Raw genomic sequence first — 16,302 nt, forward strand, 5'->3', positions numbered from 1 at the left:
AGCTGGCTACATACCAAAGACCCGCAGCAGAAAAAGGCCAAGGCAAAAACCAAAGTGCAGCGCAAAAAGAAAGCGCAGCACCTGCGCGCCTTGCAACATCCCCAGGCCAAAACCACCAAGGCTAAAGTGATTAAAACGCCGAAAACGCCGGAGGCTAAGGAAGGGGAATACCTGGCGGGCAGCGAGGATAACGTATTTGCGCTGACCACCGTCTACGCCACCAAGGCCGCCGCCATGCGCGCCGCCACCGCAAAATGGAACAAGCTACAGCGCGGCGTCGCCGAGTTCTCGCTGACGCTTGCCATGGGCCGGGCCGATCTCTACCCGGAAACACCGGTGGCGGTGAAGGGCTTTAAATCGGTGATAGACGAGCAGGAATGGATAATCAGCAAGGTGACGCATAGCCTGAGCAATAGCGGCTATACCACGTCCCTGGAGCTGGAAGTGTTATTAAGCGATGTGGAATTTGAAAGCGATGAATAGGGAATGTTATTTAATATAAGGTTAATTAGATTTACATGATTCACTAATAGTGAATATCAGGATCGCCGGTGATAGACTTGCCAGCAGATTAAATCGGAAGGGATATTCAGCTTATGATGCATTGCCCGCTGTGCAAAAACGCCGCTCATGCCCGTTCAAGCCGCTATCTTAGCGATACCACCAAAGAACGTTATCACCAATGCACTAATATCAATTGCGGCCATACGTTTAAGACTATGGAAAGCATTACGGAATCCATTATGACCCCGGGCCATGTAAATCCGGCGCCGCCACATCCCAGGGCTAAGCAAGATGCGTTTTGGTTCTGAGCCAAGCCTGCGAGAGCAGGTTTTTTTACGCCTGCCGTTTGCCCGTTTCCGGTGTCTAAACTGCGTCACTGGTGAGGCACGATATTTTCTGGTGAGACACTTTTGAGACACTCGGATAAAACAGGGGAAATTGAAGCGGGGTAGGTTGGTTGTAATATGATGATTTACATGGTTTTTCTTGGTGGCCCCTGCTGGACTTGAACCAGCGACCAAGCGATTATGAGTCGCCTGCTCTAACCAACTGAGCTAAGGGGCCGAGTGGGCGTTGATTATAGAGTAACTCAGTTGCCAGATCCATAGGGCGGCGGTTTGCTTGGCGGATTTATCGCCAATTACGCGCTATTATTAACCGGCGATGATAGCATGCTGCATTTTCAGGAGTTTTCAAGATGATAGAGGACATTCTTACCCCGGGCCTAAGGGTGGTGTTCTGCGGTATCAACCCCGGGTTGTCCAGCGCCCACATGGGATTTCATTTCGCTAATCCTAATAACCGCTTCTGGAAAGTGATTCATCTGGCCGGGTTTACCGAGCGCCAGCTTAAACCCGAAGAGGAGCAACAATTACTGGTTACCGGGTGCGGCATTACCATGCTGTCCGAGCGGCCAACGGTGGAGGCGACGGAGCTTACCCGCGAGGAATACCGTGAAGGCGGCAAGCGGCTGATTGAAAAAGTCCGGGAATACCAGCCCACTGCCCTGGCGGTGCTGGGCAAGCAGGCCTATCGGCAGGCGTTCCGGGTGAGCAATGCGATCTGGGGCAAGCAGGAAGTCACCATCGGCAAGACCGAGATTTGGGTGCTGCCCAATCCCAGCGGCCTGAACCGCATGGGGTTCGAGACGCTGGTTAAATCCTATCGCGAGCTGGATGCCATTCTGGCGACGCGCGGTCGTTAGCCGCCCGGTTAATCCGGGCGAACAAGATCGATTACGCATAAAAAAGCCCCGCCGATGAGAGCGGGGCTTTTTTATGCCGTTAAACGCCGCGGCAGGCCCGGCTACGGGCCTGGCGGGGTCTAGTCGTCCAGGAAGCTGCGCAGCACTTCAGAACGGCTGGGATGGCGCAGCTTGCGCAGCGCCTTCGCTTCGATCTGACGGATACGTTCGCGGGTGACGTCAAACTGTTTACCCACTTCTTCCAGCGTATGGTCGGTATTCATATCAATGCCGAAACGCATGCGCAGCACTTTGGCTTCACGGGCGGTCAGGCCGGCCAGCACATCATGGGTGGCCGAGCGCAGACTTTCCGAGGTGGCGGAATCCAGCGGCAGTTCGAGGGTGGTATCCTCGATAAAATCACCCAAATGCGAATCTTCATCGTCGCCGATCGGCGTTTCCATGGAGATAGGCTCTTTGGCGATTTTCAGCACTTTGCGGATTTTATCTTCCGGCATCAGCATACGTTCCGCCAGTTCTTCAGGGGTGGGCTCGCGGCCCATTTCCTGCAGCATCTGGCGGGAGATGCGATTGAGCTTGTTAATGGTCTCAATCATATGCACCGGTATACGGATAGTGCGCGCCTGGTCGGCGATGGAGCGGGTAATGGCCTGACGAATCCACCAGGTGGCATAGGTCGAGAACTTATAACCGCGGCGGTATTCAAATTTATCTACCGCCTTCATCAAACCGATATTCCCTTCCTGGATTAAATCCAGGAACTGCAAACCGCGGTTGGTGTACTTCTTGGCAATGGAGATCACCAGGCGCAGGTTCGCTTCCACCATTTCCTTCTTGGCGCGGCGGGCTTTCGCTTCGCCAATGGACATGCGGCGGTTGATATCCTTCACCTGCTCGATGGTCAGGCCGGTTTCTTCTTCGATCTGACGCAGTTTTTGCAGGTTGCGATGGACATCGTCGTCCACTTCGCGCAGTTTTTCCGACCACGGCTTGTTCATCGCCAGCGCGGCTTTGAACCAGGCTTCGCTGGTTTCGTTGCCGGCAAACAGCGTGACGAAGTTTTTCTTCGGCATTTTGCTGACTTCGACGCACAGCTTCATGATCAGGCGTTCTTGCGTGCGCACGCGATCCATCATGGAGCGCATGTTGCTGACCAGGTAATCAAACTGTTTCGGCACCAGCCGGAACTGTTTGAACACTTCAGACAGTTTCAGAATTTCATCAGCCGATTTGGCATGACTGCGGCCGTTGGCTTTAATCACGTTGCGGGTGGCTTCGTACTGATCGCGCAGGTCGACGAATTTCTGGCGCGCCAGTTCGGGATCGATACTGTTATCGTCCTCGGCGTCGTCGTCTTCTTCCTCTTCGTCTTCGTCGTTATCAGCCAGCTCCGCCGTGGTTAACTCCGAGCCGATATGGGTCGCGGTAGGCGCCATTTCTTCTTCGGCGTTCGGATCGACAAAACCGGTGATCAGGTCGGACAGGCGCGCTTCGCCCGCTTCCACCCGGTCATATTGTTCCAAAAGATAGGTAATTGCCTCAGGGTACTCGGCAACCGAGCACTGCACCTGATTAATCCCGTCCTCGATACGCTTGGCGATATCGATTTCACCTTCACGGGTCAGCAATTCAACCGTACCCATTTCGCGCATATACATGCGCACCGGGTCGGTGGTTCGTCCGATTTCGGACTCCACGCTGGATAAGACCTGCGCGGCGGCCTCGGCGGCATCCTCGTCGGTGTCGGAGGTGTTTTCGGCCAATAGCAGATCGTCGGCATCCGGTGCTTCTTCCATCACCTGGATGCCCATGTCGTTAATCATCTGGATGATGTCTTCGATCTGGTCGGAGTCGACGATATCCTCCGGCAGATGGTCATTGACCTCGGCAAAGGTCAAATAGCCTTGCTCCTTACCACGAGTGACAAGTAGCTTGAGCTGTGACTGCGGGTTTTGCTCCATAAGACGGTATCCACACTTCAGATTATAATTCGGTGTTGGTCGGTGAAATTTCATCACCAACAAGAGATCAGGCCTTTGTTTAACGCCGCAGCCCAGTACGGCATCGCACAGGGCATTGCCCTGCCATATATAGGCAATTAAGCCTCGGTGTCATTCATGTCTTTTTGGCCAGAGCCATATTCAGCGACCAAAGCTCTTTTCGTTCTTCGGTCGTCAATCCGTGCGTTCTATCGCGTGCTATCAGCTCTTCCTGGCGTTGTTCCAGTATGGAATCGTAAAGGCTCGCCAGGGTATCAACAAACGTCGCTTCGATCATTTCTTCTATGATCATGTGGTTCCAAATCGCCAGCGTTTCAAGCTGCGGGCTGGATTTATTATCCCGGTACAGCTCAAGCAACTGCCCCGTGGTCAGGCCCGGCTGCGCCTGGCAGGTTTGGACTAATTCTATAAACAGCGGCACACCCGGTTGATTCGCCTGCTCCAAACCCTGTAAGGACGGGATTAGGGCCGACAGGCGCGGGTTTTGCACCAGCAATCCTATAAGTATACGCATGGTTGTGCGTTTTATCCGGGGTTGCGGTGAAATATTTGTGTTGCCCGCCTGCTTGGGCAGCAGCTTTTCCAATTGGTTATCGTCCAAAATGCCCAATTTATTACCCAACTGCCGGCGCAGGTACATGCGCAGCGTTTCTCCCGGCACCTGGCTTATCAGGGGCAGCGCCAGGGTGCTGAGCTTGGCGCGGCCGTCCTGGCTGCTTAAGTCCACCTGCGGCATCAGCGTCTCGAACAAAAATACCGACAGCGGCTGCGCCTGTTCCATACGTTGCTCAAAGGCCTCTTTACCAATCTGGCGCACCAGGGTATCGGGATCTTCTCCGTCCGGCAGGAACATAAAACGCAGCTGGCGTCCGTCGTTCAAATAGGGCAGCGCGGTTTCCAGCGCCCGCCAGGCGGCTTCCCGGCCCGCGCGATCGCCGTCGTAGCAGCAGATAACCTGGTCCGTGGCGCGATAGAGCAGCTGGATATGCTCGGCGGTAGTGGCGGTGCCGAGCGAGGCGACGGCATAATCGATGCCGAACTGCGCCAGCGCCACCACGTCCATGTATCCTTCCACCACCAGCAGGCGCGCAGGCGTCGGGTGTTTTTGCTGCGCCTCGTAAAGCCCGTACAGCTGGCGGCCTTTATGAAAAATCTCGGTTTCCGGCGAGTTCAGGTACTTCGGCTGGCCGTCGCCGAGGATACGCCCGCCAAAGGCGATAACGCGTCCGCGCCGGTCGCGGATCGGGAACATGACCCGCTCGCGAAAACGATCGTAGACGCGCCCCTGATCGTTAGTCACCAGCATTCCGGCATCGTTCAATGCCGTGCGATCGTCCGCGGACCGGCCGAAACCTTTTAACACGTTATCCCAGCCGGGCGGAGCGTAGCCGATGGCGAAATGGCTGATGATTTCCGCGCTTAAGCCTCGTTTGGCCAGGTACTGGTGCGCCGGCGCGGCGGCGGGCTGCTGCAGCGCCTGCAAATAAAAGCCGCTGAGCTTTTCCATGACCTGATACAGGCTCTGGCGCTGATGGCGTTCCTGCTGGTTGGGACCTGCTCCCGCCTCGGACGGCACTTCAAGCCCGTGCATGGTGGCGAGTTCCTCGATGGACTCGACAAACTCAAGCCGGTCGTAATTCATCAGGAAATCGATGGCGTTGCCATGGGCGCCGCACCCGAAGCAGTGATAAAACTGCTTTTCGCCATTAACGGTAAACGACGGGGTTTTTTCATGGTGAAACGGACAACAAGCGTGATAATTCTTGCCTTGCTTTTTCAGCTTCACCCGAGCGTCGATCAGGTCGATGATATCGGTGCGAGCCAACAAGTCGTTGATAAATACGCGTGGGATTCGTCCAGCCATAAGCCCTGATTAGTTAGCCTATAAACGAGAACAAGCCGCGCAATCCTTGCGGATCGCACGGCCTTCGTATGCAACTGCTAAGTCTGCGGATTAATCACGCGGTTGGGGTTTACACCCCGAAAAATTAATACAGACGAGTGCGGCGTGCGTTTTCGCGAGCCAATTTTTTTGCATGACGTTTTACTGCGGATGCTTTAGCGCGCTTGCGTTCGGTAGTCGGTTTTTCATAGAACTCACGACGACGAACTTCGGCCAGAACACCTGCTTTTTCGCATGAACGTTTGAAGCGACGCAGTGCTACGTCGAAGGGCTCGTTTTCACGTACTTTAATTACCGGCATGTAACTCTCACCTCGATAGAATTCGGATTTTGCTGCTGACTTGTGTCAGCCGTTTCAAAATGGTGCGGAATTTTACTTCAACCAGGGCTGCTTTGTAAAGCGCCACGGCCAATGATATTGCAGGCTGACTGGCAAACAGAGCGACTCATTGCCGCGCCTTTCATGATTTCTGGGACTGATTATACCCCAAAACGGCCAAATTTGCTGCACCTGATTGGCGTGCTCGATTAAAAAGCGGCAAATTAAATGGCCTGGCCTGTTGATCCGGGATCTTTATCGGCCCGATCCTGGATCTTCCCGCGGATCCCGCGTTCCGCAAGGGCCACACTTGTATCATGGACTGGGCTGGAAAGACACCGAATTTACGCGCGGACCACCGCGTCGGCGGGTGCCCCCGGGCGGGATTATGGTAGACTATGCGCCGCGCAACCTGGAGTTGATGAAAATTATGCGAGTTTTAGGTATTGAAACCTCCTGCGACGAAACCGGCGTGGCGATTTACGACGAGCAGGCGGGGCTGCTGGCCAACCAGCTTTACAGCCAGGTCAAACTGCATGCCGACTACGGCGGCGTGGTGCCGGAGCTGGCGTCGCGCGATCATGTGCGCAAGACCGTGCCGCTTATCCAGGCCGCGCTACGCGAGGCCGGGCTTGACGCGCGCGCTATCGACGGCGTGGCCTATACCGCCGGTCCCGGCCTGGTGGGGGCGTTGATGGTGGGCGCAACCGTAGGGCGCGCCCTGGCCTATGCCTGGAAGGTGCCGGCCATCGCCGTGCATCATATGGAAGGCCATTTGCTGGCGCCGATGCTGGAAGACAACCCGCCGGCATTCCCTTTTGTCGCGCTGCTGGTGTCGGGCGGGCATACCCAGCTGATTGCCGTCACCGGCATCGGCCGCTATGAACTGCTGGGCGAGTCGATAGACGACGCGGCCGGCGAAGCCTTTGATAAAACCGCCAAGCTGCTTGGACTGGATTATCCCGGCGGTCCGCTGCTGTCTAAAATGGCGCGCCGGGGCGCGGCCGGGCGTTTTACTTTCCCGCGCCCGATGACCGACCGGCCGGGACTGGATTTCAGCTTTTCCGGCCTGAAGACCTTCGCCGCCAATACTATTCGCGCCAACGGGCAGGACGACCAGACGCGGGCGGACATAGCCCGTGCGTTCGAGGATGCGGTGGTGGATACGCTGGCGATTAAATGCCGTCGCGCGCTGGATCAGACCGGGCTGGCGCGGCTGGTGATCGCGGGCGGCGTCAGCGCCAACAGCACCCTGCGCGAGCGTCTGGCGGAGATGATGCAAAAACGCGGCGGCCAGGTGTTTTACGCCCGTCCGGCGTTTTGCACCGATAACGGCGCGATGATTGCCTATGCCGGCATGGTGCGCCTGCAACACGGCATCCACGCCGATTTAGGCATTACCGTGCGGCCGCGCTGGCCGCTGGCGGAACTGACGCCGGTCTGATTTTCCGCCGCTGATGCCCTGGCCGCCGCCCGGTTTATTTGTCCTGCTGATGATCCGGGGATCCGTCATGCCGCGCCAGGGTATCGCGATCGCCGCCTTCTCCCGGCGTTCCCCCGTCCAGCCGGTCGATATCCTTGTCTTTTTGCCGTTTGCGCCAGATACGGCTTTCCTGGCCGCGCCACAGGCGCTGGATATTGTCGTGATGACGCAGCAGTACCAGGCATGACAGCATGGACACCGGGAAGGTGAACTGCGGTTTGAACCACCAGACGTAAAACGGCGCGATAAGCGCGCTGATAATGGCGCCCAGCGACGAATAACCGCTCAGCAGTACCGTCAGCAGCCAGGTCCCCGCCATCAGGCCGGTCAGGTCCCAACCGATGGGGGCGATGGCGCCGAACGCGGTGGCCACGCCTTTGCCGCCCTGGAAGTGAAAGAACACCGGATAGATATGGCCGATACAGGCGGCGATGGCAATCAGCCCCAGATAGAACGGCGGCACCCCGAGATGGTAGCCCAGCCATACCGGCAGCATGCCCTTGAAAACGTCAAACGCCATGACGCACGCCGCAGCCGTCTTGCCGCCGATACGCAGCACGTTGGTGGCGCCCGGATTACCCGAGCCGTGGGTGCGGGGATCGGGCAGCCGGGCAAGTTTGCAGATAAGTATCGCGCTGGACACTGAACCGCAAAGATAGGCGAAGATTATCATGCCAATCGCGATAGCATTCATAACCAAGTTCCATCCCGTAATCATCGTTTTATTTGCCTAAGTGTGGATAATACGCATATTCCTTTCGAAGTGGTATCCAACATCCATAAAAAGCGGGTATGGCGCATGGACATTGTCTTTATAGAACAGTTAACGGTTATGACGGTTATCGGGGTGTATGACTGGGAGCAAACCCGTCAGCAAAAGCTGGTGTTTGATATCGAGATGGGCTGGGATAACGGGCGCGCGGCGCGAAGCGACGACGTGGCCGATTGCCTGAGCTACGCCGATGTCAGCGAGGCGGTGCTGTCGTTTGTCTCGGGCGGCCGGTTTGCGCTGGTGGAGCGGGTGGCCGAAGAAGTGGCCGAGCTGCTCCGCCGGCGTTTTAACCTGCCCTGGGTGCGCATAAAACTCAGCAAGCCGGGCGCGGTGCCGCAGGCGAGGAGCGTGGGCGTGATAATCGAGCGCGGAAAACGAAAAGTCTGAAAGTTTATGACTCTTAATCTAAAATTCATGCAGCGGAAACCTTTTTACCGTATGTTTGTCTCATTTTCCGGGTTGTTTTAGCGGCTGGGTTTGATGTTGAACCGCCGCTTTTTTGTTGTCGGTTGATTGAGGGGAACGTTTTGTATGACAGGACTGCCTGATGTGTTTATTGCGTTTATTCTTGGGGTGGTGGAGGGGTTAACCGAATTTCTGCCCGTCTCTTCGACGGGGCATATGATTTTAGTAGGCACATTGCTGGGCTTCACTGATGACAGGGCGAAAACCTTTGAGGTGATTATCCAGCTGGGGTCGATCCTGGCGGTGGTGGTGATGTTCTGGCGCCGGCTGTTCGGCCTTATCGGCATCCATTTCGGCCAGGTGCCGCACGAGGGTATCGGCACCGGGCGCCTGCGGTTGGGGCATATCCTGCTGGGCATGATACCGGCTGTGGTCCTGGGCCTGGTGTTCCATGAACAGATCAAAGGGCTGTTCGAGGCGAAATACGTTATGTTCGCGCTGGTGGTCGGCGGCGTGCTGCTGCTGGCCGGCGAGTGGCTGAAGCCGAAAGTGCCCCGCGCCGTTGGCGTCGATGACATCACCTATTTGCAGGCTTTCTTGATCGGCTGTTTCCAGTGCCTGGCGCTGTGGCCGGGTTTTTCCCGTTCGGGCGCCACCATCAGCGGCGGCTTGCTGGTGGGTGTCAGCCGCTACGCGGCGTCGGAGTTCTCCTTTATCCTGGCGGTGCCGATGATGCTGGGGGCGACGGTGCTCGATCTTTACAAAAGCCTGCCTTTCCTGTCCTGGCAAGATTTCCCGATGTTTGCCGTGGGATTTGTCACCGCGTTTGTGGTGGCGCTGATTGCCATTAAACTGTTCCTGCAGATCATTAAGCGTATTTCGTTTGTTCCTTTCGCCATCTACCGCTTTATCCTGGCGGGGCTGGTGTATTGGGTGCTGATGTAACGCTTTTCGACGCCGATATATCATGACCATAAAAAAACGCCCGTCGGGCGTTTTTTTATGGTCATGATAGCGCGGGAGGTCAGTCCTGCAGGGTCTCGGCGCGCGACTGCTCCTGGCCTTGTTTCCATACCGTCAGCGCCTTCAGGCGACGCAGGCGGATCTCCTCGCCGATTTCCGCGCCGGTAAAACCCGCGTCGATGACGTCGCGGTTGGTCACCGCCGCCGCCGTCCGGTAGGCCTCGCGCAGGTAGTCTCCCTGCGGATAAGGATTATTTTCAAAACCGGTGCGCCCGCGGGCGTCGGCCTCGCTGGTCATGATCATCTGCTCCAGGCGCTCCGGCTTGCGCCAGACATCGATGGCGCTGAACAGTTTCATCAGTGTCTTGGGGGTGAGGCGGTCCACGGTATGGATCAAATCGTGGTATTCGGCGACGATTTTTGCCAGATCCCGTAGGCTGTTCGGCACCCGCATACGCGTACACAGGTCCTCCACCAGCTTGACGCCGGCCGGGCCGTGGCCGTGATGGTGAGGCCACAGATTACGCGGGGTCAGGCCCTTGCCCACATCATGGCACAGGGTGGCGAAACGCACGGCGACCTCGGGCGTGAGCTGCGCCGCCACCGAGAGCGTCATCAGCGTATGGATGCCGGTATCGATTTCCGGATGCCATTTAGCCGGCGCCGGCACGCCGAACAGGCGGTCGATCTCCGGAAACAGCGCCGCCAGGGCGCCGCAGTCGCGCAGCACCTGGAAATAGACCTGGGGATTGCGGGTCGCGAGCGCTTTGTCGGTCTCGGTCCACACCCGTTCCGGCGAGATGGAGGGCAGTTCGCCGTCGTCGGCCATTTGCCGCATCAGCGCCAGGGTTTCCGGAGCAATGCGAAAATTCAGGTGGGCAAAACGCGCGGCGAAGCGCGCCACGCGCAAGACGCGCAGCGGGTCTTCGGCGAACGCGTCGGAGACATGGCGCAGCAGCCGCTGCTCGATATCGGCGGCGCCGTGATAGGGGTCGATAAGCCGCCCCTCTTCATCCTGGGCAATGGCGTTGATGGTCAGATCCCGTCGCATCAGGTCCTGCTCAAGCGTAACATCCGGCGCGGCATGGACGGTAAAGCCGGTGTAGCCCGGCCCGGATTTGCGTTCGGTGCGCGCCAGGGCATGCTCCTCGCGCGTGCGCGGGTGCAGGAATACCGGGAAATCCTTGCCCACCTGCTGGTAGCCTTGCGCCAGCAACTGGTCCGGGGTGGCGCCCACGATAACCCAATCCTTCTCATGCACCGGCAATTGTAATAACCCGTCGCGGACAGCGCCGCCGACCAGATATTTTTTCACTGTGAACTCCTGACAAAGTCGGTTTTGCCATCATCTGTTAAGTGTAGTCGCATCCGCAACGCCGCCTCTCTCATATCAGGCATATCACGACCAGCGTAAACGGCAATGCCGCGATGGCGTTAAACACGACGCCGGCAAACCCGCGATCAGTTCATCCAGCGATTGTCTTTTTTGCGGCGCGGGATCAGGTGGGGCAGCACCAGGCCAAGCACCAGGCCGACGCCGGCCACGCCGCCGCCGTACAGGAACCACTGCATGATAATGGCGCGCTGTTTGTCATCCAGCTGTACCGCCACGGCATCGACCTTTTTCCTGGCCACCACCAGTTGATCCTTCAGGCTCTGGTTTTCGTCGCGCAGGCTCTGGATATTGCCATCGCTTTCGGTGACCTTCTTTTGCATCTCGGCGGTGCGCTGGTTCCAGCCGGCGTCGATGGTATTAAGTTTTTGCGTCAGGGTCTGGACCTGCTGCTCCAGCGCCGGCACCTTGATCCGCAGGCTGGGCTGATCGCTGAGCTGATCGAGGGGGATCCAGGCGGTGCGGCCTTTGTCATCCTTTATCTGGCCATAGTTATTGCTTTCGCTGACGCTGAGCAGGGACACTTCCTCCCCGGAATTCAACGTGCCGACAATCCGGTATTGATTGCCCGGCCCGCTGTGGATATAGGTGATGAGATCATCGGATATATAGCGCTTCTCATCGGCATGAGTACCGGCGGCGAAGCCTAGACTCAATAACGCGAAGCAAATATGGCGTAATTTGTACATAGTTCCGTCGTTTTCAGGCAAATGTGGGTCGATAGTAGTGGGTTCAGTTTGACGACGCAATGCCTAAACAGAAATGGGAACTATCTTACTATCAGGCTGCGCAAGGCTTTGGCCGGGGGATTAACCGCGTAGCCGGGCGGCTTTAGCGGCAAAGTCCGCTGCGTTGCCTGGGGAATTCAGTGCTTATGGCGCGAAATAGCGCTGTAACGGACAAAAGCGGCGGCATAGAGCGTTAAGCACATCGGTTTTTTGTTATAAATTGTCATTCAAATCATATCAGTGCTTGTCGGCAAGCGGCAATAAGGCGATGATTAAGCTCATTAACCCGACAACCGCGTGGGTTCCCCGAGGCAAACGGCGCCGGTGCTGGGTGTCGTTTATCAGCGGCTCGTTCAGCAACCAGTGGTGTATCCGAAGCTATGAGTGAAGAAATTGAAATAAAATTTATCGTTCATCCCGATGCGGTATCGGCCATCGCGGGGCGCGTTTCCGCCTGCGGGGGCAGCCATACGGACCCGCAGCATCTGATCAATATCTATTATGACACCGCCGGGCTTGAGCTGCGCCAGCATGGCGTGGGTTTACGCGTACGCGGCAATAATGACCGTTACGAAATGACGGCCAAAACGGCCGGCACCATTGTCGGCGGCTTGCATCAGCACCCGGAATACAATATCCCGTTGGCCGGTCCCGAAATCGATATTGCGCTGCTGCCCGCCGATATCTGGCCGCCCGGCACCGATGTGACGACGCTGCAACGGCGGCTGGAACCCTTGTTTCGCACCGACTATCGGCGCGAAAAGTGGGTGGTGACTTACGGTGAAAGCGAGATAGAGGTAGCCTTTGATCAGGGAGAGGTGGCGGCGGGTGATCTGCGCGAGACCATTTGCGAACTGGAGATGGAAATCTTGCGGGGCAATGTCGCGGATTTACTCGCATTCGCCGGCACGCTGTGCGCCGACGGCGGCCTGCGCCAGGGCGGGCTGAGCAAAGCCGCGCGCGGCTACCATCTGGCCGCGGGCAATGAACCGCGGGAAATCAGCGCCCTGCCGTTGCTGCGTCCCGCGCCGAAGGCGACCGTGGAGGAAGGGTTGACAGACGCGCTGTCCCTGGCGCTGGCCCATTGGCAATATCACGAGGAGTTATGGCTGCTGGGCACCCCCCTGGCACGGGAAAGCATCCTGTCGGCCATTATGCTGATTCGCGAAACCTTCGTGGTGATGGGCAATATGATCCCGCGCAAGGCAACCAATATGCTGCGCGCCCAGTTGGCGGAAGTCACCGACCGGATACAAGCCCCGGACAGCAACCCCCGGGACCTGTGCTATGACGCCGTTTACCTGCAATGCAGGCTGGCGCTGACCCGTTGGCTTATCCTGAGCGGCTGGCGGGATAATCTTGATGACAAGGCGCGCCGCAAACTGGACGGTTCCTTTAAGCGATTTGCCGATATCATGCTGTCGCGCTGCGCCGCCGAGTTGAAGGTGGCGTTCGGCCGCGTCATGTCCCACGAGGAATACCAGCAGCAACTGCCCCGCCTGGAGCGGCGGATCATGGCCTTTCATCTGCTGTCGGGCGCTTACCCGGTGAAGAAGGTGTTGTCCTATATCCTGCACTGGCAGGCGCTGCAGCAGGCGATTATCCTGCCCGCAACCAACAATTTGGAATTTATGCGGCGCCAGGCGCTGACCCAGCCGGGTTTTTGGCGCAGCGTCAGTAATCGCTGAACCCCGCCGGGCCGCAGCCGTGCCCGCGATAGCAACAGCAACAGGAGTCCGATGATGACGTTGCCTCTTCCGCCCCTGCTGAGCCGCCAGGCGCAGGCCATGGCCGTCCAACTGACGTCGTCCTGCGCGGCGGACCGGGATGCGGCCGCCGGGTCTGGTCCCACCATCGACGGCAATACGGCCGTCGCGCTGGCGTTAAGCGATTTTATCAGCGAAGCCTTGATTGCCCGGCCGGACTGGCTGGAGGAATTGCGACGCGATCCGCCCCGCGCGGGTGAATGGCGCGGTTACGCCGCATTGCTCCAGGCGCGGCTGGCGCAGGTACGGGACGAGGCGGCGCTGATGCGCGAGCTGCGTTTGTTTCGCCGCCGCGCCTTGGTGCGTATCGGCTGGGCGCAGGCGCTGGGCTGCTGTGAAACCGACGAGACCCTGGTCCAGCTAAGCCAGCTTGCCGAGACGCTGATTATCGCCGCGCGCGACTGGCTTTACCAGGCGTGCTGCCAGGAGTGGGGCACGCCGGGCAATGCGCAGGGAGAAAGGCAGCCGCTGCTGGTATTGGGCATGGGCAAGCTGGGCGGCGGCGAGCTGAATTTTTCCTCGGATATCGATTTGATTTTTGCCTATCCGGAAAACGGCCATACCCGGGGCGGACGGCGCGAGCTGGATAATGCGCTGTTTTTTACCCGTCTTGGACAGCGGCTTATCAAAGTGCTCGATCAGCCGACCGCCGAGGGGTTTGTCTATCGGGTCGATATGCGCCTGCGGCCGTTCGGCGACAGCGGGCCGCTGGTGCTGAGCTTTGCCGCCCTGGAGGATTATTACCAGGAGCAGGGGCGCGACTGGGAACGTTACGCCATGGTCAAGGCCCGGCTGATGGGCGATGATGGCAATGCCCGCAGCCAGGAATTACGCAGCATGCTGCGTCCTTTTGTGTTCCGGCGCTATATTGATTTCAGCGTTATCCAGTCCCTGCGCAATATGAAAATCATGATTGCCCGGGAAGTGCGGCGACGGGGGCTGAAGGACAATATCAAGCTGGGCGCCGGCGGCATTCGCGAAATAGAATTCATTACCCAGGTGTTCCAGCTTATCCGCGGCGGGCGGGAACCGCGCCTGCGGCAGCGCGCGCTGTTGCCTACCCTGAGCGCTATCGGCGAGCTTGGCCTGCTGGAAACCCGCCAGACCGAACAGTTAAGCCGGGCCTATCTCTACCTGCGCCGGCTGGAAAACCTGCTGCAGGCCATTAATGATGAACAAACCCAGACCCTGCCGGCCGACGCGCTGAACCAGGCCCGCCTGGCCTATGGCATGGGGGTGGCCGATTGGCCGGCGCTTGAGGACGAACTGGCCGGCCATATGCGCAGGGTACGGCTAATTTTTGACGAGCTGATAGGCAATGACGCGCCCGACCCGGCGGACCCGGCGGATTTCGGCCGTTACGGCGCGCTGTGGTTTGACGACGCGCCGGGGCAGGATGACGGACTGCCGGCGCCGCGGCTGGATGATGACGGACGCGATCGCCTGCTGGCGCGGCTGGCGGAGTTCCGGCGCGACGTGGCGAAACGCACCATCGGGCCGCGCGGGCGCGAGGTGCTCGATCAGCTGATGCCGCGGCTGCTGGCGCACATCTGTCCGCGGCCGGCCGCCGACGACGCCTTCGGCCGGCTGGCGCCGATGTTGCTGAGCATTGTATCGCGTACCACCTACCTGGAGCTGCTGGTGGAGTATCCGGGCGCGTTGACCCACCTGATCCGCCTGTGTTCCGCCTCGGCGATGATCGCCACCCAATTGGCCCGCCATCCCCTGCTGCTGGATGAATTGCTGGATCCGGCCACGCTTTATCATCCCCTGGCCCCGGAAGCCTATGGCGATGAGCTGCGCCAGTATTTACTGCGGGTGCCGGAGGAGGACGAAGAGCAGCAGCTCGACGCCATGCGCCAGTTCAAGCAGGCGCAGCACCTGCGCATCGCCGCCAGCGATATTACCGGCGTGCTGCCGGTGATGCGGGTCAGCGATCACCTTACCTATCTGGCCGAGGCCATGATCGCCGCCGTGCTCCAGCAGGCCTGGAAGACCATGGTGGCGCGCTTCGGCCGTCCCGCCCATTTGGGTGAACAGGGCGGGCAGGGTTTTGCGGTGATAGGCTACGGCAAACTGGGCGGCTGGGAACTGGGCTACGGCTCGGATCTGGACGTAGTGTTTTTGCATGATTGCCCGGCCGAGGTCATGACCGACGGCGAGCGCAGCATCGACGGACGCCAGTTCTACCTGCGCCTGGCGCAGCGGATCATGCATTTATTCAGCACCCGCACGCCCTCGGGCGTGCTGTATGAGGTCGACCCGCGCCTGCGGCCTTCGGGCGCGGCCGGCATGCTGGTCAGCACCCTGGACGCCTTTGCGGATTACCAACTGCATGAAGCCTGGACCTGGGAACATCAGGCGCTGGTCCGGGCGCGCCAGGTGTATGGCGACGACGCGCTGCGGGCGCGTTTCACCGCCATCCGCCGCGAGGTGCTGTGCCGGGAGCGCGATCCGGCGGCGTTACGCACCGACGTGCGCGAGATGCGCGCCAAAATGCGCCGCCACCTGGCCGGTAAAAGCGGCGGGATGTTTGATCTCAAGACCGATGAAGGCGGCATCACCGATATTGAGTTTCTGGCGCAGTACCTGGTGCTGCGTTATGCCCCGGCCATTCCCGAGCTGACGCGCTGGTCCGATAACGTGCGCATTTTCGAGCTGATGGCGCGCCACGGGATAATCAGCCCGGACGACGCGGAACAACTCTGCGCCGCCTATACCAGCCTGCGCGACGAAATCCATCATCTGGCCCTGCAGGATCTGCCGGGCCGGGTGGACGACAGCCGTTTCCAGGCCGAACGGCAGCTGATTACCGGTTACTGGCGAAAATGGCTGGACTAGCCGGCGGGTAGCGAGAGAATT

General features: G+C 58.8%; 13 protein-coding genes, 1 tRNA gene and 1 pseudogene. 8 read left to right on the forward strand and 7 right to left on the reverse strand.

Annotated features, from left to right (window positions below; genetic code table 11):
• Positions 1-483: pseudogene (locus tag VGC33_RS09645) on the forward strand (phage late control D family protein); the annotation flags it as partial.
• Positions 484-596: 113 nt separating this feature from the next.
• A complete protein-coding gene (locus VGC33_RS09650; RefSeq protein WP_331120534.1) occupies positions 597-812 on the forward strand; it encodes a DNA-binding transcriptional regulator in 216 nt (71 codons plus the stop codon).
• Positions 813-991: 179 nt separating this feature from the next.
• Here VGC33_RS09650 and VGC33_RS09655 read toward each other — a convergent pair.
• Positions 992-1,068 (reverse strand) — tRNA-Ile (locus tag VGC33_RS09655).
• Between the two features lie 133 nt (positions 1,069-1,201).
• Here VGC33_RS09655 and mug point away from each other — a divergent pair.
• Positions 1,202-1,708, forward strand: coding sequence for a G/U mismatch-specific DNA glycosylase (gene mug, locus VGC33_RS09660; protein ID WP_331120535.1), 507 nt, complete (start codon positions 1,202-1,204; stop codon positions 1,706-1,708).
• A 119-nt stretch (positions 1,709-1,827) separates the two neighbouring features.
• On the opposite strand, the gene rpoD is transcribed toward mug, so the two are convergent.
• The 3 genes from rpoD to rpsU all read right to left on the reverse strand — a co-directional run bounded on the left by rpoD (position 1,828) and on the right by rpsU (position 5,912).
• Complete coding sequence (gene rpoD / locus VGC33_RS09665) at positions 1,828-3,669, reverse strand: RNA polymerase sigma factor RpoD (protein ID WP_331120536.1); 1,842 nt, start codon at positions 3,667-3,669, stop codon at positions 1,828-1,830.
• Between the two features lie 154 nt (positions 3,670-3,823).
• The gene (dnaG, locus tag VGC33_RS09670) at positions 3,824-5,572 is read right to left on the reverse strand and encodes a DNA primase (RefSeq protein WP_331120537.1); all 1,749 of its coding nucleotides are present in this window, start codon (positions 5,570-5,572) and stop codon (positions 3,824-3,826) included.
• Positions 5,573-5,696: 124 nt separating this feature from the next.
• On the reverse strand, positions 5,697-5,912 hold the full coding sequence (rpsU, locus tag VGC33_RS09675) for a 30S ribosomal protein S21 (protein WP_001144069.1): 216 nt from the start codon (positions 5,910-5,912) through the stop codon (positions 5,697-5,699).
• A 448-nt stretch (positions 5,913-6,360) separates the two neighbouring features.
• Here rpsU and tsaD point away from each other — a divergent pair, with 448 nt between their 5' ends.
• Positions 6,361-7,374 carry a tRNA (adenosine(37)-N6)-threonylcarbamoyltransferase complex transferase subunit TsaD gene (gene tsaD / locus VGC33_RS09680; protein WP_331120593.1) on the forward strand — a complete coding sequence of 338 codons (1,014 nt, stop codon included), beginning with the start codon at positions 6,361-6,363 and terminating at the stop codon, positions 7,372-7,374.
• A 34-nt stretch (positions 7,375-7,408) separates the two neighbouring features.
• Here tsaD and plsY read toward each other — a convergent pair whose 3' ends face one another.
• Positions 7,409-8,107, reverse strand: coding sequence for a glycerol-3-phosphate 1-O-acyltransferase PlsY (gene plsY, locus VGC33_RS09685; protein WP_331120538.1), 699 nt, complete (start codon positions 8,105-8,107; stop codon positions 7,409-7,411).
• Between the two features lie 105 nt (positions 8,108-8,212).
• Between plsY and folB the strand changes: the two genes are divergently transcribed.
• Both folB and bacA read left to right on the forward strand, forming a co-directional pair.
• A complete protein-coding gene (folB, locus tag VGC33_RS09690) occupies positions 8,213-8,572 on the forward strand; it encodes a bifunctional dihydroneopterin aldolase/7,8-dihydroneopterin epimerase (protein ID WP_331120539.1) in 360 nt (119 codons plus the stop codon).
• Positions 8,573-8,716: 144 nt separating this feature from the next.
• Positions 8,717-9,535, forward strand: coding sequence for an undecaprenyl-diphosphate phosphatase (gene bacA, locus VGC33_RS09695; RefSeq protein ID WP_331120540.1), 819 nt, complete (start codon positions 8,717-8,719; stop codon positions 9,533-9,535).
• Between the two features lie 79 nt (positions 9,536-9,614).
• Here bacA and VGC33_RS09700 read toward each other — a convergent pair whose 3' ends face one another.
• Positions 9,615-10,868 carry a multifunctional CCA addition/repair protein gene (locus VGC33_RS09700; protein WP_331120541.1) on the reverse strand — a complete coding sequence of 418 codons (1,254 nt, stop codon included), beginning with the start codon at positions 10,866-10,868 and terminating at the stop codon, positions 9,615-9,617.
• Between the two features lie 146 nt (positions 10,869-11,014).
• Positions 11,015-11,635 (reverse strand): TIGR04211 family SH3 domain-containing protein, encoded by a 621-nt coding sequence (locus tag VGC33_RS09705; protein ID WP_331120542.1) that lies wholly within the window; start codon positions 11,633-11,635, stop codon positions 11,015-11,017.
• A gap of 419 nt (positions 11,636-12,054) precedes the next feature.
• Between VGC33_RS09705 and VGC33_RS09710 the strand changes: the two genes are divergently transcribed.
• A complete protein-coding gene (locus tag VGC33_RS09710) occupies positions 12,055-13,362 on the forward strand; it encodes a CYTH domain-containing protein (RefSeq protein ID WP_331120543.1) in 1,308 nt (435 codons plus the stop codon).
• Between the two features lie 51 nt (positions 13,363-13,413).
• Positions 13,414-16,281: a bifunctional [glutamate--ammonia ligase]-adenylyl-L-tyrosine phosphorylase/[glutamate--ammonia-ligase] adenylyltransferase gene (gene glnE / locus VGC33_RS09715; RefSeq protein WP_331120544.1), complete on the forward strand. Its 2,868-nt coding sequence runs from the start codon at positions 13,414-13,416 to the stop codon at positions 16,279-16,281.
• Positions 16,282-16,302: the final 21 nt, after the last annotated feature.

This window comes from Acerihabitans sp. (assembly GCF_036398755.1).
In the GTDB taxonomy this organism is placed as follows: domain Bacteria; phylum Pseudomonadota; class Gammaproteobacteria; order Enterobacterales; family Enterobacteriaceae; genus Acerihabitans.

Coding starts and splice junctions, on each gene's coding strand:
- VGC33_RS09650 (WP_331120534.1), top strand. CDS start 597: ATGATGCATTGCCCGCTGTGCAAAAACGCCGCTCATGCCCGTTCAAGC.
- mug (WP_331120535.1), top strand. CDS start 1,202: ATGATAGAGGACATTCTTACCCCGGGCCTAAGGGTGGTGTTCTGCGGT.
- rpoD (WP_331120536.1), bottom strand. CDS start 3,669: ATGGAGCAAAACCCGCAGTCACAGCTCAAGCTACTTGTCACTCGTGGT.
- dnaG (WP_331120537.1), bottom strand. CDS start 5,572: ATGGCTGGACGAATCCCACGCGTATTTATCAACGACTTGTTGGCTCGC.
- rpsU (WP_001144069.1), bottom strand. CDS start 5,912: ATGCCGGTAATTAAAGTACGTGAAAACGAGCCCTTCGACGTAGCACTG.
- tsaD (WP_331120593.1), top strand. CDS start 6,361: ATGCGAGTTTTAGGTATTGAAACCTCCTGCGACGAAACCGGCGTGGCG.
- plsY (WP_331120538.1), bottom strand. CDS start 8,107: ATGAATGCTATCGCGATTGGCATGATAATCTTCGCCTATCTTTGCGGT.
- folB (WP_331120539.1), top strand. CDS start 8,213: ATGGACATTGTCTTTATAGAACAGTTAACGGTTATGACGGTTATCGGG.
- bacA (WP_331120540.1), top strand. CDS start 8,717: ATGACAGGACTGCCTGATGTGTTTATTGCGTTTATTCTTGGGGTGGTG.
- VGC33_RS09705 (WP_331120542.1), bottom strand. CDS start 11,635: ATGTACAAATTACGCCATATTTGCTTCGCGTTATTGAGTCTAGGCTTC.
- VGC33_RS09710 (WP_331120543.1), top strand. CDS start 12,055: ATGAGTGAAGAAATTGAAATAAAATTTATCGTTCATCCCGATGCGGTA.
- glnE (WP_331120544.1), top strand. CDS start 13,414: ATGATGACGTTGCCTCTTCCGCCCCTGCTGAGCCGCCAGGCGCAGGCC.